We start from the raw sequence: 22,321 nt of genomic DNA, 5'->3' as shown, positions 1-22,321 counted from the left end.
TAATTATTTTCGCTCTCGGACATCACATCAGGCACGCAACCTGGCGCCGAGCTTGGCGCTCGCCGCGGCAACCAGTGCATTCACCGCAAGGTCAACCTTGTCATCCTGAAGGGTGTTTTGAGTATCTTGCAAGGTGCAGCGGAACGCAAGGCTTTTTTCGTCCGCTTCCAGCCCCTTGCCTTGATATTCATCAAATAAAACAAGGGCTTGCAAGATGCCGCAATCCGGATTGGCCTGCTTTTCAGCGGCAAATACGTCCAGCAATTGCTGGGCACCGACCGACTGTTTCACCACCAGCGCGATGTCGCGGCTGACCGCCGGGAACTTGGAAATTTCCGAGTAGGACGGCAGGTCACGCTGCTGCAGCGCCTCGGCATCCACTTCGAAGACCACGGGCGCCAGCGGCAGGTCGTACTTCTGCTGCCACTTGGGATGCAGTTCACCGATCACGCCGACCACCTTCTCACCCAGCAGTACGTGCGCAGTGCGTCCCGGATGCAGAGCCGGATGTTCGGCCTTGACGAAACGCAGCGCGCGCGGCGCGAACAGTGCTTCCAGGTCGGCCTTGACGTCGAAGTAGTCGACGTTGCGGGTCGGCTGGCCCCACTGCTCGTCGGCCACCGGACCATAGGCCAGCGCGGCCACGCGCTTGGGCTGCTCGAAACCGGCGACAGCCAGCGGACCATCGCTGATGGCGGCGTTCTTGTGGAACACGGCACCCGCTTCGAAGACGCGGACACGCGCCGCCTTGCGGTTGACGTTGTAGCGTGCATTGGCGACCAGGCCGGCGATGAGCGACGAACGCATCACGCTCATCTGGCTGGCGATCGGATTCAACAGCTTGATGGGATCGGTGTTGCCGGCGAAGTCAGCTTCCCAGGCGCTTTCCACGAAGCTGAAGTTGACCACTTCCTGGTAGTCCTGATCGGCCAGCAGGCGACGGATGGCGAACAGCGAACGCGTGTTCTCCGGCGCGATGCGCATGGCATTGGCGGCCACCGGCGGCAGCGCCGGAATGTTCTCGAAACCGTAGACGCGCGCGACTTCCTCGATCAGGTCTTCCTCAATCTCGATGTCGAAGCGATAGGACGGCGGGGTCACCGAGAACAGGCCAGGCTGGTAGTCGAACGTCAGGCCAAGGCGCTTGAAGATGTCCGAGACCATCTCGTCAGTGATCTCCACGCCGATCACCTTGGCCGCGCGTGCGGTGCGCAGGGAAACCGGTTCGCGCTTGGGCAGGTTGACGATCTGGTCGTCCACCGGGCCCACGCGGGTATCGGGCGTACCGCAGATTTCCAGCAGCAGCGCCGTGATGCGCTCGATGTGATCGACCACGGTGGCGAAGTCCACGCCTCGCTCGAAACGATGCGCGGCATCGGTCGAGAAGTTGTAGCGGCGGGCACGACCCTGGATCGCCTGCGGGAACCAGAACGCGGCTTCCAGGTAGATGTTGGTGGTATCCAGCGAGACCGCAGTGGCGTCGCCACCCATGATGCCGGCCAGGGATTCGATTTCCTTGTCATCGGAGATCACGCCGACCCACTCATCGACTTCCACGGTATTGCCGTTGAGGAGCTTCAGGGATTCACCCTTGCGGCCCCAGCGCACGTCCAGGCCGCCATGGATCTTGTCGAGGTCGAACACGTGCGAAGGACGGCCCAGCTCCAGCATCACGTAATTGGAGATATCGACCAGCGCCGAGATCGAACGCTGGCCGCTGCGCTCGAGGCGCTGCTTCATCCACTGCGGGGTGGCGGCCTTGGCGTTGAGGCCACGGATCACGCGGCCGGCAAAACGGCCGCACAGCTCGGGCGCGGAAATGCGCACCGGCAGCTTCTCATCCAGATTGACGGCGGCAGCCTGATAGACCGGCGCCTTCAGGGGCGTACCGGTCAGGGCCGACACTTCACGTGCCACGCCCAGCACCGACAGGCAATCCGCCTTGTTGGGGGTCAGCTTGATGGTGAACTTCAGGTCGTTCAGTTGCAGGTAGTCGCGGAAATTCTGGCCGACCGGTGCATCGTCGGGCAGCTCCAGCAGGCCACCATGATCTTCCGACAGCTTCAGTTCGCGGGCTGAGCACAGCATGCCTTGCGACTCCACGCCGCGCAGCTTGCCGACCTTGATCTCGAAAGGCTTGCCATCGGCACCCGGCGGCAGCACGGCGCCGACCATGGCGCAAGGCACCTTGAGACCAGGGCGCACATTGGGCGCGCCGCAGACGATGTTGAGGATGGTGCCGGTATGAACATTGACGCGGCATACGTTCAGGCGGTCCGCATCCGGGTGCTTGGAGACTTCCAGCACTTCGCCCACCACCACGTTGGTGAAGGGAGGCGCAACCGGTTCGACTTCCTCGACTTCCAGGCCGGACATGGTCAGCAGGTGCGACAGTTCATCCGAGGTCATGGTCGGGTTGACCATGGTACGCAGCCAGTTTTCAGAGAATTGCATGATTCAGACTTTCAGCTATCGGCTATGAGCTATGAGCCGGAGGCACGCCGCGACAGCGCGGCGTCCTGCGTGATCGAATTAATTGAATTGCTTCAGGAAGCGCAGGTCGCCTTCGTAGAACAGGCGCAGGTCGTTGATCCCGTAGCGCAGCATGGTCAGGCGCTCCAGGCCCGAGCCGAACGCGAAACCGATGTACTGCTCAGGATCCAGGCCCATGTTGCGCACCACCGTCGGGTGCACCTGGCCAGCACCGGAGACTTCCAGCCAGCGCCCCTTCAGGGGACCGCTGCCGAAGGCGATGTCGATCTCGGCCGAAGGTTCGGTGAAGGGGAAATACGAGGGACGGAAGCGCACCTGCAGGTCGTCGGTCTCGAAGAAGGCCTTGACGAAGTTGAGGTACACGCCCTTGAGGTCGGCGAAGCTGATGTCCTCGGCGATCCACAGGCCTTCGACCTGGTGGAACATCGGCGAATGGGTGGCATCGCTGTCGACGCGATAGGTGCGGCCCGGTGCGATGACCTTGATGGGCGGCTTGTTCATGCGGGCGTAGCGCACTTGCATCGGGCTGGTGTGGGTACGCAGCAGCAGCGGCTTGCCCTGGGTGTCGTTGCCTTCGATGTAGAAGGTGTCCTGCATCGAGCGCGCCGGGTGGTTCTCGGGGCTGTTCAATGCGGTGAAATTGGTCCAGTCGGTCTCGATCTCGGGACCGTCGGCGACATCAAAACCGATGGAGCGGAAGGTTTCCTCGACGCGCTGCCAGGAGCGCATCACGGGGTGGATGCCGCCCACGCCACGGCCGCGGCCCGGCAAGGTGACATCGATGGCTTCCGCATTCAGGCGCGCCTGCATCTGGGCATTGGCCAGTGCATCGCGACGTGCGGTCAGCGCGGTTTCGATCTGCTCTTTGGCGACGTTGATGATCGCCCCTTGTACCTTGCGCTCTTCCGGCGCCAGCTTGCCCAGTCCCTTCATCTGCTCGGTGATCTGACCGGTCTTGCCGAGGTACTTGGCCTTGGCGTTTTCCAGTGCGGCGGCGTCGGGCGCGGCGGCGAAATCAGCCTGCGCCTGCGTGACCAGTTGGCCCAGGAGTTGGTCTAGGGGATTCATGCGGTAAGTCTCGCTCCAATCGAAAATCCGACGACGAAGTCGAAAAGAAGGGATTCACGGAAGGTGAATCAAAAAAATCCACGAAACCGTGGATCAAAAACATACGGGGCATCGGTGTATCACCTCTGCCCCGCAGGATTTTGCAGCGCCGGCTGCTCGTCTGACTTGCGTCCGATGTTGCGGCCGGCTACCGCAAACACGCTGTCGATTTAGGCGGCAGCGATGTTGGCCTTCACCTGGTTGACGATGGCAGCGAAAGCAGCCTTGTCGGTGACAGCCATATCGGCCAGGACCTTACGATCCAGTTCGATCGCAGCCTTCTTCAGGCCGTTCATGAACACGCTGTAGGTCACGCCATGCGAACGCGCAGCGGCGTTGATACGGGCGATCCACAGTGCGCGGAACACGCGCTTCTTGTTACGACGGTCACGGTACGCGTACTGGCCAGCGCGCATGACTGCTTGCTTGGCGATACGGTAGACGTTTTTACGACGGCCGCGGTAACCCTTGGCGAGTGCGAGGACTTTCTTGTGGCGGGCACGTGCTGTTACCCCACGTTTGACTCTAGGCATAGTAGCTCCTTAGTGTATGGTGAGGTTAAGCGAACGGCAGCATCGCGCGAACGGAATTCAGGTTCGTCTCATGGACGCCCTCGGTACCGCGCAGTTGACGCTTGTTCTTGGTGGTCTTCTTGGTCAGGATGTGACGCTTGAAGGCTTGACCGCGCTTGACGGTACCGCCCGGGCGGACGCGAAAACGCTTCTTCGCGCTGCTCTTCGATTTCATCTTAGGCATAGCAACTCTGTCCTTTCGGACAGCTCCATTTTTTGATGATTGCAGGTGGCAGCACGCTCGCTGCTCTTGGATGCCTGCTCTCACTTATTTGACAGCGGGTGAACCCGCTGCTTTTGCCTGGCGCTTTACCTGCGCCCTGCAAATCCTTTGTCGGCCCTACACTGCCGCCACCGCCTGGATTGCCCGGGCTGTTGCGACATGGACGACACCGGAGGGATGTCGTCCTGATACGGCTAGACTGAAACTACAACGTGCAATCCGGAAAACCGAAAAAAATATAAACGTTATGAACGATCGAAACGATCCAAACGATTTATTTCTTTTTCTTGGGCGCCAGCACCATGATCATCTGGCGACCTTCCATCTTGGGAAACTGCTCGACCTGGCCATACGGCTCCAGGTCAGCCTTCAGGCGCTCCAGCACGCGCATGCCGATTTCCTGGTGAGCCATTTCACGACCGCGGAAACGCAGCGTGATCTTGGTCTTGTCACCGTCTTCCAGGAACTTGGTCAGGTTGCGCAGCTTGATGTTGTAATCGCCATCATCGGTACCCGGGCGGAACTTGACTTCCTTGACCTGGATGACCTTCTGCTTGAGCTTGGCCTCGTGTGCCTTCTTCTGCTCCTGGTACTTGAACTTGCCGTAGTCCATCAGACGGCAAACCGGAGGTTGCGCAGTGGGCGCAATCTCGACCAGATCGACTTCAGCCTCTTCGGAAAGCCGTAAGGCTTCGGCCAGGCTGACGATGCCCAGAGGCTCGTTATCGACACCCGAAAGGCGCACTTCCGGCGCAGTGATCTCGCGATTGAGGCGATGCGACTTGTCAGTAGCTATTGCAGTTTCCTTTTAAAATCCAATGAATTAAGCCGTGCTCTTGCGCTGGGAGGAAGCCCTAGGCTTCCCCGTCTCAGGCTTTGGCAGCCACCTCATCCTTGAGGCGCTCCACCAAGGTGTCGATGGACATCACGCCCAGATCGACATTGCCCCGCGCTCGCACGGCCACAGTGTTGGCATCCCGTTCTTTATCGCCGACAACCAGGATGTAGGGCGGCTTCTGAATGGAATGCTGCCGTATTTTATAGGTAATCTTCTCGTTGCGCAAATCGGTCTCAACCCTAAACCCTTGTTTTTTCAGCGTTTGTGCAACGTTCTGCACATAATCGGCCTGCGCATCGGAAATATTCAGGATGACAACTTGCGTTGGCGCCAGCCACAAGGGCATGGCACCGGCGTGGTTTTCGATCAGGATGGCGATGAAGCGCTCCAGCGAACCGACGATGGCCCGGTGCAACATCACGGGCACCTTGCGGTTGTTGTCTTCCGTGACATATTCAGCACCCAGGCGCGCCGGCATGGAGAAGTCCACCTGCATGGTGCCGCACTGCCAGGAACGGCCGATGGAATCCTTCAGGTGGTATTCGATCTTCGGGCCATAGAAAGCACCCTCACCCGGCAGCTCTTCCCATTCAGAACCGGAGGCGCGGATGGCCTCACGCAGGGCGTTTTCAGCCTTGTCCCAGACCTCTTCTGCGCCGATGCGCTTTTCCGGGCGCAGGGCCAGCTTCACGGCCACTTCCTTGAAACCGAAGCAGTCATAAACCTCACGCACCACGCGGTTGAAGGCCGCCACTTCTTCCTGGATCTGGTCTTCGGTACAGAAGATGTGACCATCATCCTGGGTGAAGCCGCGCACGCGCATCATGCCGTGCAGCGCGCCCGAGGGCTCGTTGCGGTGGCACTGGCCGAATTCGCCGTAGCGCAGCGGCAGGTCGCGGTAGCTGTGCAGACCGGAATTGAAAATCTGGATGTGGCCCGGGCAGTTCATGGGCTTCAAGGCATAGGCGCGGTTTTCCGACTCGGTCGTGAACATGTTTTCACGATAGTTTTCCCAGTGGCCGGTCTTTTCCCACAGCGAACGATCCAGAATCTGCGGTGCCTTCACTTCCTGATAACCGTTGTCCTGATACACGCGGCGCATGTACTGCTCCACCTGCTGCCAGATGGTCCAGCCCTTGGGATGCCAGAAGATCAGGCCCGGGGCCTCGTCCTGGAAGTGGAACAGGTCCAGCGCGCGGCCCAGCTTGCGGTGATCGCGCTTTTCAGCCTCTTCCAGCATGTGCAGGTAGGCTTCCTGGTCTTCCTTCTTGGCCCAGGCGGTACCGTAGACACGCTGCAGCATCTCGTTATTGGAATCGCCACGCCAGTAGGCACCGGCCAGCTTCATCAGCTTGAACACCTTCAGCTTGCCGGTAGACGGCACGTGCGGGCCGCGGCACAGGTCGGTGAAGCTGCCTTCGGTGTAGAGCGACACGTCTTCATTCTGCGGGATGGAGGCGATGATCTCGGCCTTGTAGGCTTCGCCGATGGACTTGAAATAAGCCACGGCTTCGTCACGCGGCAGCACCTTGCGGGTGACCGGCTCATCCTTCTTGGCCAGCTCGGCCATCTTCTTCTCGATGGCTTGCAGGTCTTCAGGGGTGAAGGGACGCTTGTACGAGAAGTCGTAATAGAAACCGTTGTCGATGACCGGACCGATGGTCACTTGCGCCTCAGGGAACAGCTCCTTGACCGCGTAGGCCAACAAGTGGGCGGTGGAGTGGCGAATCACTTCCAGGCCGTCCGGATCCTTGTCGGTGATGATGGCCAGGTCGGCGTCCTTATCGATCAGATAAGAGGTATCGACCAGCTTGCCATCGACGCGGCCAGCCAGCGCCGCCTTGGCCAGGCCGGTGCCGATGTTGGCGGCGACCTGCGCCACCGTGACCGGATTGTCGAACTGGCGTTGCGAACCATCGGGAAGACGAACTGAAACCATTGTGCACTCCATGTCGGCAGCCTTGCTGCCTTGCCTGTTGAGGGTAATGTCGAAAAGAAGGACGAAAAAAAACGCGGACCAGCCGCGCTTTTTCAAAGGACGAAAAAGAACCCGACTAGCGTCGCGTGAAAACCTCGGTGGTAGTTCGCGGTGTCATAACCGGTTTGCCTTTCTCGCTCTTACAGATGAGGGGATGAATACTGGAGGCCGCTGCCAGCAAGGGCAGATCAGGCCATGGCCGCGCATTATAGCAAACTTTGCGCGAACATCGGCACCACTCCCGCATGGCACCGCCGGAACCGCCGTCACCAGGGCCTTGCAGGTCGGTGCGACCAGCCAGAAACAGCGATGAAAAGCAGATTCCTTCTTTTTCACCCACCCGAAACTGAAGCTTGATCCCCAAAAGCAAAACGGCATCCAAGGATGCCGTCTTTGCCCGGGACCAGCTGCACCCCAGCCCGGATACAGCAGCCGATTACGCGGCGGCCATCGTAGCGCGCCGCGCCAGGATCTTTTCGATCTTTTCCTTCAGGGTAGCTGCCGTAAAGGGCTTGACGATATAACCATCCGCACCCGACTGTGCCGCCATGACAATGTTTTCCTTCTTGGCTTCGGCCGTGATCATCAGTACCGGCAGGTGCGCCAGAGAAGGCGTGGCACGGATTTTCTTGAGCAGCGTCAGCCCATCCATGCCCGGCATGTTCCAGTCGGTCAGCACAAAGGTCACCGGCAAGGCGCCCGCCTCCAGGATCTTCAGTGCCGAAGAACCGTCGTCGGCCTCCACCATCTTGGTGTATTCGAGCTCCTTGAGCAGGCCGCTGACAATGCGACGCATCGTCGAAAAGTCATCAACCACGAGGAAATACTGATCATCTGCTGCCATAGGGAAATTCGCTGAACCGTGAAAATGAGGATTGGAGATGTTGTTGCCGAAAAAATTCGACGCAAGTGTAAAGCATTTTGAGATGCTTCCGCGAAACATCTGGCGTATTCCGTCACGAAACGCGTTTTTTTACACCCGCCATTGACCCTTCGCAAAACCACGCGCGCAGCCAGGATGAGCACCGCGTCAGCGGCAGTCAGGACAGGAGGAAGATGGAAAAAAGTGAAAGAAAAGGGAGGCAGAAAAACAAAAAGGAAGCCGCCAATGCGCTTCCTTTTGTTGAATTCTGCAGATTTCTTCAACCAACCCTTTTGCCCCATCAGGAAGCAAATGAATTGGTAGGCACGATTGGACTCGAACCAACGACCCCTACCATGTCAAGGTAGTGCTCTAACCAGCTGAGCTACGCGCCTATCGAAGACTGCAAGAACTTGATAAAACAAAAAAGGAAGCCGAGAACGCGCCTCCTTTTGTTAGCTTCGCCCCAACCCAACCATCCCGAACGGAACCGGAAGAATTGGTAGGCACGATTGGACTCGAACCAACGACCCCTACCATGTCAAGGTAGTGCTCTAACCAGCTGAGCTACGCGCCTAACGAAGAAGCGAGAGTATAGGAGGCTTTTCAAAATTTGCCAAGGGGTAAATGATGAAAAATTAAAAATAGTTAGCGTATTTCGCCAAGTATCCAGCCTCCCTCCCCTCTTGCTTGCTGCTCCTGCCATACCTGCTGCCCAAGACCAGTCGCTTATTGCCGCTTGGCCTCGATCACGCCCTTGACCTCGCGAATCACCGTGAGTGCTTTCTGCAATTGCTCGGTCGAGCCGATCTCGGCCGTAAAGGCCATGCGCGCATGCCCCTTCACGCTTTGGGTACTCACCCCGATCACGTTGATCTTGTCGCGCAGGAAGATATCGGAGATATCCCGCAGCAAGCCCTGGCGATCGCTGGCCAGCACGAAGATATCGACCGGATACACGGTATCGCGTGCCGGCGCACCCCAGGTGGTCTGGATCACCCGTTCCGGCGCATGCGAGCTCATCTCGGCGAAATTCTTGCAGTTGACCCGATGGATGGAGACACCCTTGCCACGCGTGACGAACCCGGCGATCACATCGGGCGGCGCCGGCTTGCAGCAGCGCGCCAGCTGGGTCAGCAGACCGTCCGTACCGACCACCAGCACGCCCGACTTGGCCCCCTGCACGATGCTCGATGCGCGGCTCTTGCGGGTGATGAGGGCTTCGTCATCGATCTCGGGTTTCTTTTCCTCACCCTCGTGCAGCGCCTGCTCGACGTGCCGCAGGCTGAACTCTTCCTTGGCCAGCGACAGGCATAGGTCATCGACCTTGTCGAAGCCCAGCTTCTGGGCCAGCTCTTCGAGGTTGACAGCAGTCTTGCCCTCGCGCTGCAGGGTCTTTTCCAGCAGGCCACGGCCCACGGAAAGCGTCTCCTGCTGCTCGATGGCATTGAACCAGGCGCGAATCTTGGAGCGTGTCCGCGAGCTGGCCGCGTAGCCCGCCCCCAGCCAATCGCGCGACGGCCCCACACCGGCCCCACTCTTGGCCGTGATGATCTCCACGGTCTGGCCGTTCTTGAGCGTGGTGTTGAGCGGCACCATCACGCCATCGACCCGTGCCCCACGGCAGCGGTGGCCGACGTCGCTGTGCAGGTGATACGCGAAGTCGATCGGCGTGGCGCCGCTGGGCAATTCGATCACGCGGGCCTGGGGCGTGAGCACGTAGATACGTTCGTCCAGGGTGGCCGATTTGAGCTTCTGCACCCAGTCGCGGCGCACTTCTTCCTGGTCCACCACGGCGTCGGTGACTTCGTTCTTCCAGGCCAGCAGCTGACGCAGCCAGGCGATCTTCTCGTCATACTTCTGCGCCGAGAAATTGGAGCCGCCGCTTTCCTTGTAGCGCCAGTGCGCCGCCACGCCGTATTCGGCGAAGTGATGCATCTCGTGCGTGCGGATCTGCACTTCCAGCGCCCGGCCATCTTCAGCCATGACCACCGTGTGCAGGGACTGGTAACCGTTCTGCTTGGGGCGCGAAATGTAGTCGTCGAACTCCTCGGGAATCGGCGTCCAGATATCGTGCACGATGCCCAGCACCGCATAACACGTCTTCACATCATCGACGATGACACGGAAGGCGCGCACATCGTAAAGCTCGGAGAAATCGATGGACTTGCCGCGCATCTTGTTCCAGATGCTGTAGATGTGCTTGGGGCGGCCACTGACCTCGGCGCGGATATCCTGCGCCGCCATCTCGGTGCGCAGGCGCGTGATCGCATTGGCCACAAAGGCTTCGCGCTCCAGCCGCTTTTCTTCCAGCATCTTGGCGATGCGCTTGTAGGTCACCGGCTCCAGGAAGCGGAAGGACAGGTCCTCCAGTTCCCACTTCAGTTGCCAGATGCCCAGCCGGTTGGCCAGCGGCGCATAGAGATCGAAGGTCTGGCGCGCATACTGCGCGCTGGCTTCGTTCTCCTGCTTGGTCTCGGCGAAGTAGCGCAGCGTGGCCACGCGCGAAGCCAGCCGCACCAGCACCGCGCGCATGTCGGTGGCCATGGCCAGCAGCATCTTGCGCAGGGTTTCGACCTGGGCCGCAGCCTGCTGGGCGGCATTCTTGCCGCGCAGGACTTCCTGGTTCTGGGGCTGGAAGCTCAGGCTGTGAAAGCGCATCAGCTGGCGCACATTGCCCACCAGCTCGGCAATTTCCTTGCCGAAGCGTTCTTCGAGCTTTTCTTCCAGCTCGGGATGGAGCATCTGGGCCTCGAAGGCCAGCCCGGCAATGCGGGTGGCGGCATCGACATTGAGGGCAGTGAGCACGGTGGCCACCGACACCGCGAATTGCAGCGCATTCTGCCCGGACAGGATCTGCCTGTCGGCATACAGCGGTTCGAGTTCGGCCACGGCCTGCTCGACCCGTGCGACATCGTCAGGACCAAGTCCGGCGGTAATGGCCGCCAGGCCTTCGCCCTGGGTGCTTGCTACCGAAACCATAGATTACTTCTGTGCAGCGACGATGATGATTTCCACCAGCAGTTCGGGACGGGCCAGCTTGGCTTCAACGGTAGCGCGTGGGGGCGCATTGCCGGGGGCGACCCACTCGTCCCAGACGGCATTCATGCCAGCAAAATCCTTCACATCGGACAGGAAGATCTGGCACGACAGGATCTTGGTCTTGTCGCTGCCGGCTTCGCCCAGCAGGCGGTCGATATGACCCAGCACTTCGCGGGTCTGGCCTTCGATGTTCTGGGTGGCGTCTTCGGCGATCTGGCCGGCCAGGTAGACGGTACCGTTGTGAATGGCGACCTCGGAGAGACGCTTGCCGACGTGCAGACGTTGTACGGACATGAAATTTCCTTCCTAGTAAAACCCGGCGGCAATGCGCGCCGGCAATGAAAAACGCAATCGGATCGCCGGGCGCTCAGCCCAGCAGGAACTGGCGCGCCACCTCGATCTGCGGGGCATGCATGAAAGTGGGAGCGTGGCCCACGTCGGGCAGTTCCACCAGTTTGGCCTTGGGGCCGCGACGGGTCATTTCCTGTGCCACTTCCGGCAGCAGCAGGTCGGATTGTGCCCCGCGCACCACCAGGGTCGGACAGCGGATGGCATCATAGGCTGCCCACAGCATCTGCTCGGCCGCGCTGGCGGCTTCCGGCGTGGTCAGCTTGAAGGGGACGGCCAGGCCCAGGTCGTAATGGCGCACCCACTTGCCCTCTTCGTTCTGGCGCAGCACGTCCTTGGCCAGCTTGTGCCATTCTTCATCGCTGTGCTGACCGAAACTGACGGAAATGGTACGGATGAACTGGGCCGCTTCCTCGAAGGTGTCGAAGCGCACGTCCTGGCCGATGTAGTCACCGATGCGCGCCAGGGCGGCACCGTTGATGGAGGGGCCGATATCGTTGAGCACCAGGCGGCGGATCGGGTTGCCCGGCAGCGAGGCCAGTCCCATGCCGATCAGGCCGCCCATGGAGGTGCCGAACCAGTCGACGATCTCGGCATCGGCGCGAGCCAGCAGGGTCACCATGTCGCTCACGTATTGCGGCACCGTATAGAACTGCGCATTGGCCAGGCGGCCGGAACGGCCGCGTCCGACCACGTCGGGGCAGATCACCCGATAAGTATCGCAGAGCTCGCGGGCCATGCGGTCGAAATCGTCGGAGACCCGCGTGACGCCGTGCACGCACACCAGCACATTGGGATTGCGTGCATCGCCCCACTCCTTGTAAGCCATGGTGTGCAGGCCGGCGGGTGAAATGCACTGCACTGTCTTGACTACCGCTTCAGTCATGGTGAGGGCTTTCCAGATGAAAGAAGTCGTCATTCTACCCTTTCAAGACAGCTTGTCGGCCGGAAATGGCACCCTGGAACAGGAGGGAATGCTGTCTGTCGACGGCAAACGGGGCAGCAGGCGCGCCCGCCTCCGCCCACAAGAAAAATTCAGGAATTTCCGCAGGAAAAAACAAATGATGCGGCGCAAGTCGCTGCTATAATGCGTCCCTTTTCCGGCGGCCCTCGCCGGCATCGCGGCAGCAAAGGCGATGACCAAGACAGTCCGGCCAGCGCACCTGCGTGCGGCATGGCGGCAACTGCAAGACCGGGGGTATGGTGAAATTGGTAGACACAAGGGACTTAAAATCCCTCGGCCGCAAGGCCGTGTCGGTTCGATTCCGACTACCCCCACCACCAGTGTTCTCAGGAACTCAAGACAGCCAGCTCTGGCAATTGCCGCCATCGAATTGGGCGCAATACTTTCCGTCAACGCGCTAGAATACGAATCAGTTTCCTTCCGGAAATTTCGATAACATACGCAGTTATTTTCCATTGTTGCGCTTAGCCAGCAAGAAAAGTTGCACCCCACAGCTTGACGCGCCCTCAAAATGACTGCCCAGCCATGATGACTACCCAAGAGGCCGCCCGATCGGGCAGCATGCCCCTTCCCGATGAGAATGTCCTGCACGCGGATGGCGCTCAAGCGCCGGTTCCGTCGTCCCCGCCTATCAGAGAACGTCCTGCAGTGGTCACCATCTTCGCCTACGCCCTGCTCATCGGCGCTGGCACGTCCTCGTGCTTGCTGGTGCTCTACGGCAAAAGCTACCTGGCGGCCTTGGCGCAGCCAGACGCCTCGTTGTATCTGAAAGTGTTTTGGGCGAGTTGCTGGTATCAAGTTCTCGTTCCACCCTTGCAAGCCTATGCCTTACTCAAGGCGAAGCGGTGGGCCCGACCTTTGCTACTCCTGGGCCCCGTGTTAGCGCTGGTCCTTTGGTTTTCCGCTCCCCCCTCGTTGAGAGTTGCGGTTAGCGCACAGCTGTTGAACATCTTCATCTTTGTCTACGCGCTCTACCTGCTGACGCGCGCGCCGTCCAATCGGTATTTTCGCGAAGGCTTGCCACTACCGGCGACACTACCGTGGACGGTGCGCCTGCGACGCAAGAGTCGCAGCATCCTCTATGTCCTGACTGCCATCTATCTAGTCTGGACCTTCAACGCACTGATACTGGATCTGCCCCGCATCTACCCCGCAACCTACCAGCGTGACAAATTGGGATTCATCGCCTTGCCCATCCTGCTGCTGGCAGAAATACTGGGTGGCCCGAGCGGCGCCATCAAGCGGCTCTTCAACCTGTGTGCAAGCTTCGCTTGGCTGGTCGCCCCCACCGCCTTCGCCGTTTTCATGAGTTCTCCTGGCCGGCTGACGCAGACCCACTCGCAACTGGTCAATTGGGCCTTCGGACTGAGCATCGCGACAGCAGCGCTGTTCTATCTGAAGCGACGCGCTGAGAAAGGCAAGGCAAGTTAGGAAAACACAGGAAACGCGGCAGCAGAAGCGCTGCGTTCAGACCCGATGAGGCAGGCGGAAAGCCCTGCCTCGGTGGGTGCAAGCAGGGCGAATGCGAGAGGGCTCAGCGCTTGAGCAACTCCAGCGCATCTTCCGCCACACTGCGCAGGTTGGTGATGGTGGCGTTGAGGTCCGCCAGTTCGGCCGGAGTGGGCGGCTGGTCCATGCCGTTCTTGACCAGCGAGGCCTTGATGATCGTTGCGGCCATCTGCCACGCAGCCTTATTGTGTGCATCCACCAATTCCTTCTGGATGCGCTCCAATTCCGCTTTCTGATTTTTGTCCATGTTCCTTGACGAGGCCGTTTGCGAATGTGCCCGGCTTGCCCGGCAAATTCATGATCGTCCCGATGGAAGACCACTCCCTTGAATCTCCTAACATTACTTTCAGTCAGGCAATTCGACAAGTGATTTTACCTTCATGTCGACTGCCTGCGCGCGTCTTCATTCCTGTTCTCATCAGCTGATACGCCATCTGTTACGGATCTTTACCATCCGCCCAAACTCTGAGCTTCGTGAATCCTTTACAATTCACGCCACTTCTCATTGTTGCCGGAGATCCGCCGCATGCCGCGCCCGCGTTTTTCTATTCCACTGCTGCTCGTCACCGCCGCCAGCCTCGGCCTGACTGCTTGTACCACTGGCAAGACCGCCTTCTATCACCAAGAGGAATTCAGCGATACCAGCGCCTTCTCGCGCAGCTTCCCCGGCAGCGAGAAAGCCGTCTGCGAAGCCGCACGCCGTGCGCTGCTGGGCCAGGGTTACGTGATCAACAAGTCCACCGACAATACCCTGGATGGCAACAAGAGCTTCCAGCCGGCCAGCGACAAGCACATGGAAATCGCCTTCCATGTCGTGTGCGCCTCCAACGGCAACGGCAAGAGCTCGACCATGTTCGCCAGCGCCACCCAGGATGGCTACGGCATCAAGAAGAGCAACAGCTCGGCCAGCCTGGGCGTGAGCGTGCTGGGATCGGTGTCGATGCCCTTTGCCGCCAGCGATGATTCGATGGTGCGCGTGTCCAGCGAAACCATCCGCTCGCCGGACTTCTACGATCGCTTCTTCGGCGCGGCCGAACGCTACCTGCTGGTCGACGTCGATGACGACACCGCACCCGCGAAGAAATAAGCCTTGCCCGGGTTCAGCCGGGCACGATGGCTGAGCGTTGCATGAACGAAAAAATGGCGGCCCTCAAGCCGCCATTTTTCTTGCCTGCTGCCCGGGAATCAACGACCCCAGTAGCCGTAGCCCGGGGGCGGCGGCGGACGATGCCAGTGGCGGTGATGGCCACGATGGTACTCACGCTCCACATACACCGGGGCCGGTGCGTAATAAACCGGTGCCGGACGCACGTAGACCGGTGCCGGGCGCACATACACCGGCGGTGGCGCATACACGGGGGCCGGCTGCACGTACACAGGCTGCGGAGCCACGTAAGCAGGCACGCCGATGTTGACGCCGATGGACACATGTCCGGCCATGGCCGGTGCTGCGGACAGACCGGCAACGGCAGCAAAGACAGCCATGCCGGCAATCAGGGAAATCGACTTTTTCACGATAGCTCCTCGTTGTTCTGAATGACGTAGCGTGACTATACCCCCCCGAACCTGACAACTCTAGGCGAAAGCCGTAAGGGTTGTAAGCAAATGCTTCACAAATGTTAAGCGCAATGTGAAGCTAAATTTGGCCACTTCCGCACCCGGCGGGCGATTCCGACGAATCCCCCGGAATCGATGCTTCAACCGCCTGCATCAGAAGCGCAGGCGGCCGGGACCAGGCCTCAGGCCGCGTTCAGGCTGCGCTGCGCAGCATCGGCTGCGCGCACTTCCGCCAGCTTGGCCACCGTGGTAGCGCAAGCGTGCGCGGCTTCACGTCCCTTGACCAGGAAATGCTGGTGGAAGTAATCGTGGTGTTCGCTGTGGGAGTGGAAATGATGCGGGGTCAGCACGGCCGAGAAGACCGGCACTTCGGTGTCCAGCTGCACCTGCATGAGCGCCGAGATGACCGATTGCGCCACGAAGTCATGGCGATAGATGCCGCCATCGACCACCAGGCCACTGGCCACGATACCGGCGTACTTGCCGGTCTTGGCCAGGACCTTGGCGTGCAGGGGGATTTCGAAGGCGCCCGGCAGTTCGAAGAAATCGATGCTGGAGGCCGGCCAGCCCAGCTTGGCCATCTCCTCGGTGAAGGCGATGCGGCACTGGTCGACGATGTCCTTGTGCCAGCTGGCCTGGACGAAGGCGATGCGTTGGGCGTGGTGGGAAGGTACGGCAGAGAGATGCGATTGATGCGATTGCGACATGGTTCAGGACTCCTGTTCGATGAATAAACAGGGCGTGGGAATGCGCGGCCGCGCGCGCCGCCAAAAAGCGGCACGACACCGGACATCCCGTTCTCTTTCATCCGGACTGTGACCGTCGGCCCCGGAATCACACCAGGTCTGCTGACCCCGGCTCGTCATGGCGACAGGCCGGGCGCTCGCGGGCTACACGCAACACCGCCAGGTGCCGCCTGATTACCGCCGGTGGGGAGTTTCACCCCGCCCCGAGAACTTGTTGCCGCGCAGCGGACCTGTGGTCCGCCACGACAGCAGCCGGGACTTTAGCACGTGAAGAAAAATGCTGCAGGCGCGCAGGGCAAAACATCCCAACCCGCTTCAGGCACCCTGCCCCACCGACTCCAGCATGCCGCGCGCAATCTCGCGCTCGCCCATGATGACGCGCTGGGCACCATGCTTTTCCAGGTGCTCGATCTCGGCATCGGAATGGGCGCGCGCCACGACCTTCAGCCCGGCATTGAGCTCCAGCGCATTTTCGATCACCTGCCCGGCTTCGAAGACTTCCGGAATCGCCACCAGCAGCCAGCGTGCGCGCTCAACAGCAGCCGCTTTGAGCAGTTCGCTCTGGGCCGCATTGCCATACAGCGCCGGCACGCCATCCTGGCGCAACGCCTCCAGATGCTCGCGCTGCGCCTCGATCACCACGAAAGGCCTGCCCTGCGCACGCAACTGCTCGCCGATACCCCGGCCAACACGGCCATAGCCCACCAGGACCACGTGATCCTGCAGGTCCACCGTGGGCGGCACATCCTGCACGTCTGCAGGCTCGGCGTGACGCGCTTCGTAGCGATCCAGCAGGGAGAACAGCAAGGGATTGATCAGGATCGACAGGATCGCCCCACCCAAGATCAGGTCGCGCGCCATCGGCGAGAGCAGGTCCAGCGACAGGCCGAGTGTGGCCAGGATGAAAGAAAATTCACCAATCTGCGCCAGGCTGGCGGAAATGGTTAGCGCCGTCGAATTCGGGTGACCGAATGCGCGCACGATCAGCCAGGCCGCCAGCGACTTGCCGACCACGATGATGAGCACGGTCGCCAGCACCAGCAGCGGTTCGCGCACCAGGATGGAGGGGTCGAACAGCATGCCCACCGAAACGAAGAAGAGCACCGAGAAGGCATCGCGCAGCGGCAGCGACTCTTCGGCAGCACGGTGGCTCAGTTCGGATTCGGACAGGATCATGCCGGCAAAGAACGCCCCCAGCGCGAAGGACACCCCGAACACATAGGCCGACCCCAGCGCAAAGCCCAGCGCGATGGCCAGTACGGCCAGGCGGAACAACTCACGCGAGCCGGTATCGGCGATGCGCTCCAGGATCCACGGGATGACGCGGCGCCCGACGATGAGCATCACCGCCACGAAGGCCACCACCTTGCCCAGCGTCAGGCCCAGGGTCAGCAGCACGGCATTACCGGAGAGCGCCTCGCCCTTGCCACCGAGGATGCCGGAGAGCGCAGGAATGAGCACCAGCGCCAGCACCATGGCGATGTCCTCGACGATGAGCCAGCCCACGGCGATGCGGCCGCGCTGGGTCTCCACCAAGCGGCGTTCCTGCAGCGCCTTGAGCAACACGACAGTACTGGCTACCGACAGCGCCAGGCCGAACAGGAAGCCCTCCCCGACAGGCCAGCCCAGCAACCAGCCCAGGCCCATGCCGAGCAAGGTGGCAATGGCGATCTGCGCCACTGCACCTGGAATGGCGATGTTCTTGACCGACAACAGGTCCTTCAGCGAAAAGTGCAGACCGACGCCAAACATCAGCAGGATCACCCCGATCTCGGCCAGCTCCTGGGCCAGGTCGGCGTCGCCCACGAAGCCGGGCGTGAACGGGCCGATGGCGATACCGGCCACCAGGTAGCCGATCAGCGGCGGCATTTTCAGGCGATGGGCCAGGGTCCCGAAGATGAAGGCCAGGACCAGGCCGGCGACAATGGTGGCGATCAGGGGAGTGTGATGGGGCATCAGTCAGGGTTCCTTTCTAAGGTGGATGAATTTGTCGGAGATGACTGTGACACTGGCGGCCGGACGGCTTCGTGCCTGCGCGCGAAACGCGGGAACGAAGCGTCACAAAGACTAACACGCGCGTGAATACGCGGGCATGACAGCTACGCAGGCGCCGCCGCCGGCGGGCCGCACTTGGCGCGGTGCGGTCCGCCAGCATGGCATCAGCGTGCAGCCTGCAGGGCGGCGATGCGCGACTCCAGCGGCGGGTGGCTGGAGAACAGGCCCAGCCACGATTCACGGCCGGAAATACCGGAGGCCTGCAGGTTCTGCGGCAGGCCATCGGACTGCAGGCCACCCAGGCGGCGCAGCGCGTTCATCATCGGCACCTTGCTGCCCATCAGGGCTGCGGCACCGGCATCGGCGCGGTATTCACGCTGGCGCGAGAAGTACATGACGATGATGCTGGCCAGGATGCCGAAGACGATTTCACAGACGAACACGGTCACCATGTAGCCGATGCCGGGGCCGCTGTTTTCTTCGTTGTTCCTGCGCAGGAAAGAGTCGACGAAATAGCCGACGATGCGCGCGAAGAACATCACGAAGGTATTGACCACGCCCTGGATCAGGGTCAGCGTGACCATGTCGCCGTTGGCGATGTGGGCCACTTCGTGGGCCAGCACGGCTTCCACTTCTTCCTTGGTCATGCCTTGCAGCAGGCCGGTGGAAACCGCCACCAGCGAATTGCTCTTGCTGGCACCGGTGGCGAAGGCATTGGGCGGGCCGTCATAGACCGCCACTTCCGGCATGGGCAGCTGGGCGCGGGTGGCCAGGGTCTGGACGGTTTGCAGCAGCCACAGTTCGGTGGAATTCTGCGGCTGCTCGATCACGCGTGCACCGGTGGACCACTTGGCGATGGTCTTGGACATCAACAGCGAAATGAAGGAGCCGCCAAACCCCATCAGGCCACAGAACACCAGCAGCATGCCGAAGTTGAGGCCGTTGGCAGTGAGGTAGCGGTTCACGCCGAGCAGGCTGGCGGTGAAGCTCAGGACCAACATCACGGCGAGGTTGGTGACGAGGAACAGAACAATGCGTTTCATGGTTTTTCCTGATGAACGAAAAGGTACCGTGCGCAAGCGCAGCACGGCGGATGGAACAATGGGAGTCAATGGTCAGGCGTGCGCGGCAAGGCAGCACACTGCAGCCGCACCTGCGCCCTGCCCCGCGGCAGGTGCGCACGACGGAGGGCTTATGCCAATGGCGGGGGACGCAGCTGGTCGCGCAGGAAGGACGACCAGTTCAGGCTTGCCGCAAAGGCGTGGGGAAACGGAAACCAGTGCAGGCCGGGCGTGGCAATGGCGGCGGGCAACGCGGGATCTTCCAGCTCGCCCTGGGCACCAGGCTGGTCGTCATCGTCGCTGGCGGGCACTTCATCGCCCGTCAGGCTGCCCGCAGCCAACGCATCGACTGCGGCGGCCGGCCAGGCGGCAGGCACGGCGGCCGGGCAGGCATGGCCGCTGCCCTTGGCAAACGCGTGCAGGTGCGCAGCCGATGCTGAGGTGGCCGGGGCCTGCAACTGTTCACGCAACTGCTCGCGCAGCTGGACCTCTCCCGTGGCTGCCAGCAATTGCAGCGGGATCAGCAGAGTCAGCAGCAGGAGCAGCAGTCGGCGCATCAAACCCTTGGTGAAGAAAAAAACAAACATGGTGGACCGGGTGTGGAGGTTCCAGGAATCTCCTCGACTTCCCCGGCACGTCAGGCTTTTGTCAGCATGAACGGATGCGCATTATACGCAAATTCGCCCCCGCTCCGTGCCGGCCGGTTCCCCCCTGGAAACCAAGCCGCCAGGCAAGTTATCCACAAAAGCTGTGAACAAGCCTGTTGATAAGCAAGCTGCCATTTTCTGACATGCTTGCTCAGCAAGGGTTTCCTATAAATTGCTCTTGAATTGTACAAAAGTGAAGAAATTTCCCTGAAGCATGACGCTGGGGAATTCAGTCGGTCGCCACCACCTTGTTGCGCCCACCCAGCTTGGCCCGGTACAGCGCCGCATCGGCGGTCGCCATGAGCTGGCGCCCATCCGCCTCGCCCTCGATGCGACGCGTGCATACGCCCACACTGATGGTGACGCGATGGGCAACCAGCGACTTGGCGTGCGGTTCGGCCAGTGCATGGACGCTTTCGCGCAGCGTTTCAGCCGTCTCGGCGGCTTGCGAGGGCGTCAGGCCCTCCATGAGGAGGATGAATTCTTCACCTCCATAACGCGCCAGCAGGTCGCCCGGGCGCTGCAAGCCTGCCTGCAGCGCCGCGGCCACGCGTTTGAGGACCTGGTCGCCAGGCCCATGGCCGTAATGATCGTTGTACTGCTTGAAGAAATCGACATCCACCATGAACAGCGACAGCGATCCGCCGGTCGGCCCCATGCGCTGCAAGGTCTGGGCGTAGTGTTCATCGAAATGGCGGCGGTTGTGAATGCCGGTCAGGCCGTCGGTCGCCACCTGGCGCTTGAGCACGTCGGAACGGGATTGCAGCATCTTTTCGCGGCGCACCGAGTTGCTGGCATCGCTGATCTGCATCAGGCAAAGGCGCTCCCCCTCTTCATTGTCGAAGGGCGTCAGGACCACCGATTGCACCATGCGCGCCGCGCCTGCGGCAGAAGCATGCTCCGGATACAGCGGCAGTGGCGAGCGGTGCAAGGCGCTGGAGAGCACCGCCGGCAGACCGTAATTGAGGGTACTGTCGATCGCCCGCAGCAAGGCTGGCGACACCGGTTGGTCGAAGCAGGCATCAAAGTGCGTCCCCAGGGCCTGCGCGGCAGGCACGCGGCTACAGCGCGCCACCCAGGCGTTCCAGAGAAGGACCTGGCGCCGGGCATCGAGCATGATGAGGCCACCATGGAGCTGTTCCAGCACATCCTCTGCGCGAAAGCGCGGTGCTACGGCGATGCTCATGCCAATCCGATCTTGCCCAGGTAGCGCTGCACGTTCTCCACCAGGGCATGCAAGGAGGAAGAACTGAGCAGGAAGATCAGGTGGCCGTCGGTCTGGTGCTTCTCGATGACCAGGTCGATATGCAGCACCAGCACGTAGCTGTCGTCGCTGCGGGTGGCGGCCAGCCGCTCCGAAATGTCTTCCGGGGAAGACACCAGGTATTGCGGCAGCGAGCTGTTGAGGGTGATCTCCAGCATGTCGGCCATGGCCGAGAGGCAGGCATTGAGGATGATGTTGCCCAGTTCGCACATGGCTTCGCGCTCGAACTCGGCCAGCTCGTCCAGGCTCATCTGCGAGCCCATCATGTCGCGCACGATGGACAGCGCGCGGTCCTCGGTGAAGAGCAGCACCGCCTCGGCATCGAAGGGGCCGTCGAACTTCTGGCTCACGGTGGCAAAGCGGCCGCGCGTGCGCGGCAGCACCTGTTCGTCGATGGCGGCCGTACGCAGCACTTCCACGGAGGGTACTGACAGGCGGACTTCGTCGCCCACGATTTCAGACAGGCTCTGCGCGGCGCGCCCTGCGCCCACATTGAAGATCTCGGTCAGCGCATCGCGTTCGATCTCGTTGAGGATGCTCACGGCTGGCCCCGGAAATGCAGCAACGCCTGGCCAATCGATTTTTCCGTGACCGGCTTGGCCACGAACAGTGCCCCCAGTTGCTGGGCGCGGGTCTGCACGGCTTCCTGGATGTTGGCCGAGAAAATGGCAATGCGTACCGACGGATGCGCCTGCAGGATCTGTGCGGCAGCCTCGGTGCCCAGCATGCCGGGCATGTTGATGTCCATCGTGCAGTAGTCGGGCACGCGTTGCTGTACCTGGGCGATGGCCTCCTCGCCAGTACCGGCCTCCATCACCTGCCAGTCCGGATGCACGGCCAGTACGTTGGCCTTGATCACCATCCGCGAAACCTTGCTGTCATCGACGATGAGGATAGTCTTGCTGTTGTCGTTGCTTGCCATCTTGAATCACCTTGACCATCAAAAAACTGAAGAATGCTGACTTCTTGTCATGCGTTCAAAAATGATAAGTCAGAAGCAACATGCTTCGTATTAGGGAATTCCTGATATGAAATAACCTGCATCATGGAAACATCGAAAAAAAAGAGACCCGAAGGTCTCTTTCTCATCGGCCCGGGCCGTGCTTGCGGCCGGC

Annotated in this window: 22 protein-coding genes, 3 tRNA genes and 1 riboswitch; of the genes, 4 read left to right on the top strand and 21 right to left on the bottom strand. The window is 60.9% G+C overall.

What is annotated here, in order from left to right:
- Positions 1–27: 27 nt before the first annotated feature.
- The 12 genes from pheT to FYB76_RS01985 all read right to left on the bottom strand — a co-directional run bounded on the left by pheT (position 28) and on the right by FYB76_RS01985 (position 12,349).
- Positions 28–2,454, bottom strand: a complete 2,427-nt coding sequence (gene pheT / locus FYB76_RS02040) for a phenylalanine--tRNA ligase subunit beta (protein WP_154132500.1) — start codon at positions 2,452–2,454, stop codon at positions 28–30.
- A 78-nt stretch (positions 2,455–2,532) separates the two neighbouring features.
- Entirely contained in the window at positions 2,533–3,561 is a 1,029-nt protein-coding gene (gene pheS, locus FYB76_RS02035) for a phenylalanine--tRNA ligase subunit alpha (RefSeq protein WP_154132499.1), read from the bottom strand.
- Positions 3,562–3,770: 209 nt separating this feature from the next.
- Positions 3,771–4,133, bottom strand: a complete 363-nt coding sequence (gene rplT / locus FYB76_RS02030) for a 50S ribosomal protein L20 (protein ID WP_006712690.1) — start codon at positions 4,131–4,133, stop codon at positions 3,771–3,773.
- 25 nt (positions 4,134–4,158) lie between these two features.
- Positions 4,159–4,356 (bottom strand): 50S ribosomal protein L35, encoded by a 198-nt coding sequence (rpmI, locus tag FYB76_RS02025; RefSeq protein WP_006712688.1) that lies wholly within the window; start codon positions 4,354–4,356, stop codon positions 4,159–4,161.
- A gap of 313 nt (positions 4,357–4,669) precedes the next feature.
- Positions 4,670–5,191, bottom strand: a complete 522-nt coding sequence (gene infC / locus FYB76_RS02020; protein WP_088753697.1) for a translation initiation factor IF-3 — start codon at positions 5,189–5,191, stop codon at positions 4,670–4,672.
- Between the two features lie 73 nt (positions 5,192–5,264).
- On the bottom strand, positions 5,265–7,172 hold the full coding sequence (gene thrS / locus FYB76_RS02015) for a threonine--tRNA ligase (RefSeq protein ID WP_039786292.1): 1,908 nt from the start codon (positions 7,170–7,172) through the stop codon (positions 5,265–5,267).
- Positions 7,173–7,647: 475 nt separating this feature from the next.
- Complete coding sequence (locus FYB76_RS02010; RefSeq protein WP_088753695.1) at positions 7,648–8,055, bottom strand: response regulator; 408 nt, start codon at positions 8,053–8,055, stop codon at positions 7,648–7,650.
- Positions 8,056–8,391: 336 nt separating this feature from the next.
- Positions 8,392–8,468, bottom strand: a tRNA-Val gene (locus FYB76_RS02005).
- A 105-nt stretch (positions 8,469–8,573) separates the two neighbouring features.
- A tRNA-Val gene (locus tag FYB76_RS02000) sits at positions 8,574–8,650 on the bottom strand.
- A 152-nt stretch (positions 8,651–8,802) separates the two neighbouring features.
- Complete coding sequence (locus FYB76_RS01995; RefSeq protein ID WP_154132498.1) at positions 8,803–11,055, bottom strand: bifunctional (p)ppGpp synthetase/guanosine-3',5'-bis(diphosphate) 3'-pyrophosphohydrolase; 2,253 nt, start codon at positions 11,053–11,055, stop codon at positions 8,803–8,805.
- Positions 11,056–11,058: 3 nt separating this feature from the next.
- Positions 11,059–11,409 (bottom strand): RidA family protein, encoded by a 351-nt coding sequence (locus tag FYB76_RS01990; protein ID WP_088753693.1) that lies wholly within the window; start codon positions 11,407–11,409, stop codon positions 11,059–11,061.
- A gap of 73 nt (positions 11,410–11,482) precedes the next feature.
- Entirely contained in the window at positions 11,483–12,349 is an 867-nt protein-coding gene (locus tag FYB76_RS01985) for an alpha/beta fold hydrolase (RefSeq protein ID WP_088753692.1), read from the bottom strand.
- A gap of 16 nt (positions 12,350–12,365) precedes the next feature.
- Here FYB76_RS01985 and FYB76_RS01980 point away from each other — a divergent pair, with 16 nt between their 5' ends.
- From FYB76_RS01980 to FYB76_RS01970, 3 genes are all read left to right on the top strand, one after another.
- A complete protein-coding gene (locus FYB76_RS01980) occupies positions 12,366–12,551 on the top strand; it encodes a hypothetical protein (RefSeq protein WP_154132497.1) in 186 nt (61 codons plus the stop codon).
- 106 nt (positions 12,552–12,657) lie between these two features.
- Positions 12,658–12,744, top strand: a tRNA-Leu gene (locus FYB76_RS01975).
- 208 nt (positions 12,745–12,952) lie between these two features.
- Positions 12,953–13,858, top strand: coding sequence for a hypothetical protein (locus FYB76_RS01970; RefSeq protein WP_154132496.1), 906 nt, complete (start codon positions 12,953–12,955; stop codon positions 13,856–13,858).
- 103 nt (positions 13,859–13,961) lie between these two features.
- Here the strand turns inward: FYB76_RS01970 and FYB76_RS01965 are convergent, their stop codons facing one another.
- Positions 13,962–14,135 carry a hypothetical protein gene (locus FYB76_RS01965; protein WP_227022621.1) on the bottom strand — a complete coding sequence of 58 codons (174 nt, stop codon included), beginning with the start codon at positions 14,133–14,135 and terminating at the stop codon, positions 13,962–13,964.
- Between the two features lie 327 nt (positions 14,136–14,462).
- Here FYB76_RS01965 and FYB76_RS01960 point away from each other — a divergent pair, with 327 nt between their 5' ends.
- Positions 14,463–15,023: a DUF2242 domain-containing protein gene (locus FYB76_RS01960; RefSeq protein ID WP_088753688.1), complete on the top strand. Its 561-nt coding sequence runs from the start codon at positions 14,463–14,465 to the stop codon at positions 15,021–15,023.
- Between the two features lie 98 nt (positions 15,024–15,121).
- Here the strand turns inward: FYB76_RS01960 and FYB76_RS01955 are convergent, their stop codons facing one another.
- The 8 genes from FYB76_RS01955 to FYB76_RS01920 form a co-directional block, all read right to left on the bottom strand.
- Positions 15,122–15,451, bottom strand: a complete 330-nt coding sequence (locus tag FYB76_RS01955; RefSeq protein WP_088753687.1) for a hypothetical protein — start codon at positions 15,449–15,451, stop codon at positions 15,122–15,124.
- Positions 15,452–15,675: 224 nt separating this feature from the next.
- Positions 15,676–16,200: a 6,7-dimethyl-8-ribityllumazine synthase gene (locus tag FYB76_RS01950; protein ID WP_154132495.1), complete on the bottom strand. Its 525-nt coding sequence runs from the start codon at positions 16,198–16,200 to the stop codon at positions 15,676–15,678.
- Positions 16,201–16,285: 85 nt separating this feature from the next.
- Positions 16,286–16,454: riboswitch (FMN riboswitch) on the bottom strand.
- Positions 16,455–16,554: 100 nt separating this feature from the next.
- Positions 16,555–18,195 carry a YbaL family putative K(+) efflux transporter gene (gene ybaL, locus FYB76_RS01945; RefSeq protein ID WP_088753685.1) on the bottom strand — a complete coding sequence of 547 codons (1,641 nt, stop codon included), beginning with the start codon at positions 18,193–18,195 and terminating at the stop codon, positions 16,555–16,557.
- 203 nt (positions 18,196–18,398) lie between these two features.
- Complete coding sequence (gene htpX / locus FYB76_RS01940; RefSeq protein ID WP_154132494.1) at positions 18,399–19,277, bottom strand: protease HtpX; 879 nt, start codon at positions 19,275–19,277, stop codon at positions 18,399–18,401.
- A 149-nt stretch (positions 19,278–19,426) separates the two neighbouring features.
- A complete protein-coding gene (locus FYB76_RS01935; protein ID WP_154132493.1) occupies positions 19,427–19,852 on the bottom strand; it encodes a hypothetical protein in 426 nt (141 codons plus the stop codon).
- A 319-nt stretch (positions 19,853–20,171) separates the two neighbouring features.
- On the bottom strand, positions 20,172–21,128 hold the full coding sequence (locus tag FYB76_RS01930) for a GGDEF domain-containing protein (protein WP_154132492.1): 957 nt from the start codon (positions 21,126–21,128) through the stop codon (positions 20,172–20,174).
- Positions 21,125–21,748 carry a chemotaxis protein CheC gene (locus FYB76_RS01925; RefSeq protein ID WP_088753682.1) on the bottom strand — a complete coding sequence of 208 codons (624 nt, stop codon included), beginning with the start codon at positions 21,746–21,748 and terminating at the stop codon, positions 21,125–21,127. The genes FYB76_RS01930 and FYB76_RS01925 overlap by 4 nt, the downstream gene beginning before the upstream one ends.
- Positions 21,745–22,128, bottom strand: a complete 384-nt coding sequence (locus tag FYB76_RS01920; protein WP_154132491.1) for a response regulator — start codon at positions 22,126–22,128, stop codon at positions 21,745–21,747. Before FYB76_RS01920 ends, FYB76_RS01925 begins: the two co-directional genes overlap by 4 nt.
- Positions 22,129–22,321: the final 193 nt, after the last annotated feature.

The sequence above is a fragment of the Herbaspirillum sp. CAH-3 genome, from assembly GCF_009668275.1.
In the GTDB taxonomy this organism is placed as follows: Bacteria; Pseudomonadota; Gammaproteobacteria; order Burkholderiales; family Burkholderiaceae_D; genus Herbaspirillum; species Herbaspirillum aquaticum.
Note: the sequence above shows the minus strand (reverse complement) of the source record. Positions and strands in the feature narration are given on the sequence as shown.

What these genes read in the sequence shown, in the direction of transcription:
- pheT (WP_154132500.1), bottom strand. Translation starts at nt 2,454, where the DNA reads ATGCAATTCTCTGAAAACTGGCTGCGTACCATGGTCAACCCGACCATG.
- FYB76_RS01985 (WP_088753692.1), bottom strand. Translation starts at nt 12,349, where the DNA reads ATGACTGAAGCGGTAGTCAAGACAGTGCAGTGCATTTCACCCGCCGGC.
- FYB76_RS01920 (WP_154132491.1), bottom strand. Translation starts at nt 22,128, where the DNA reads ATGGCAAGCAACGACAACAGCAAGACTATCCTCATCGTCGATGACAGC.
- FYB76_RS01995 (WP_154132498.1), bottom strand. Translation starts at nt 11,055, where the DNA reads ATGGTTTCGGTAGCAAGCACCCAGGGCGAAGGCCTGGCGGCCATTACC.
- FYB76_RS01935 (WP_154132493.1), bottom strand. Translation starts at nt 19,852, where the DNA reads ATGCGCCGACTGCTGCTCCTGCTGCTGACTCTGCTGATCCCGCTGCAA.
- FYB76_RS01970 (WP_154132496.1), top strand. Translation starts at nt 12,953, where the DNA reads ATGATGACTACCCAAGAGGCCGCCCGATCGGGCAGCATGCCCCTTCCC.
- FYB76_RS01990 (WP_088753693.1), bottom strand. Translation starts at nt 11,409, where the DNA reads ATGTCCGTACAACGTCTGCACGTCGGCAAGCGTCTCTCCGAGGTCGCC.
- pheS (WP_154132499.1), bottom strand. Translation starts at nt 3,561, where the DNA reads ATGAATCCCCTAGACCAACTCCTGGGCCAACTGGTCACGCAGGCGCAG.
- htpX (WP_154132494.1), bottom strand. Translation starts at nt 19,277, where the DNA reads ATGAAACGCATTGTTCTGTTCCTCGTCACCAACCTCGCCGTGATGTTG.
- rplT (WP_006712690.1), bottom strand. Translation starts at nt 4,133, where the DNA reads ATGCCTAGAGTCAAACGTGGGGTAACAGCACGTGCCCGCCACAAGAAA.
- thrS (WP_039786292.1), bottom strand. Translation starts at nt 7,172, where the DNA reads ATGGTTTCAGTTCGTCTTCCCGATGGTTCGCAACGCCAGTTCGACAAT.
- rpmI (WP_006712688.1), bottom strand. Translation starts at nt 4,356, where the DNA reads ATGCCTAAGATGAAATCGAAGAGCAGCGCGAAGAAGCGTTTTCGCGTC.
- FYB76_RS01930 (WP_154132492.1), bottom strand. Translation starts at nt 21,128, where the DNA reads ATGAGCATCGCCGTAGCACCGCGCTTTCGCGCAGAGGATGTGCTGGAA.
- FYB76_RS01960 (WP_088753688.1), top strand. Translation starts at nt 14,463, where the DNA reads ATGCCGCGCCCGCGTTTTTCTATTCCACTGCTGCTCGTCACCGCCGCC.
- FYB76_RS02010 (WP_088753695.1), bottom strand. Translation starts at nt 8,055, where the DNA reads ATGGCAGCAGATGATCAGTATTTCCTCGTGGTTGATGACTTTTCGACG.
- FYB76_RS01950 (WP_154132495.1), bottom strand. Translation starts at nt 16,200, where the DNA reads ATGTCGCAATCGCATCAATCGCATCTCTCTGCCGTACCTTCCCACCAC.
- ybaL (WP_088753685.1), bottom strand. Translation starts at nt 18,195, where the DNA reads ATGCCCCATCACACTCCCCTGATCGCCACCATTGTCGCCGGCCTGGTC.
- FYB76_RS01980 (WP_154132497.1), top strand. Translation starts at nt 12,366, where the DNA reads ATGAAAGAAGTCGTCATTCTACCCTTTCAAGACAGCTTGTCGGCCGGA.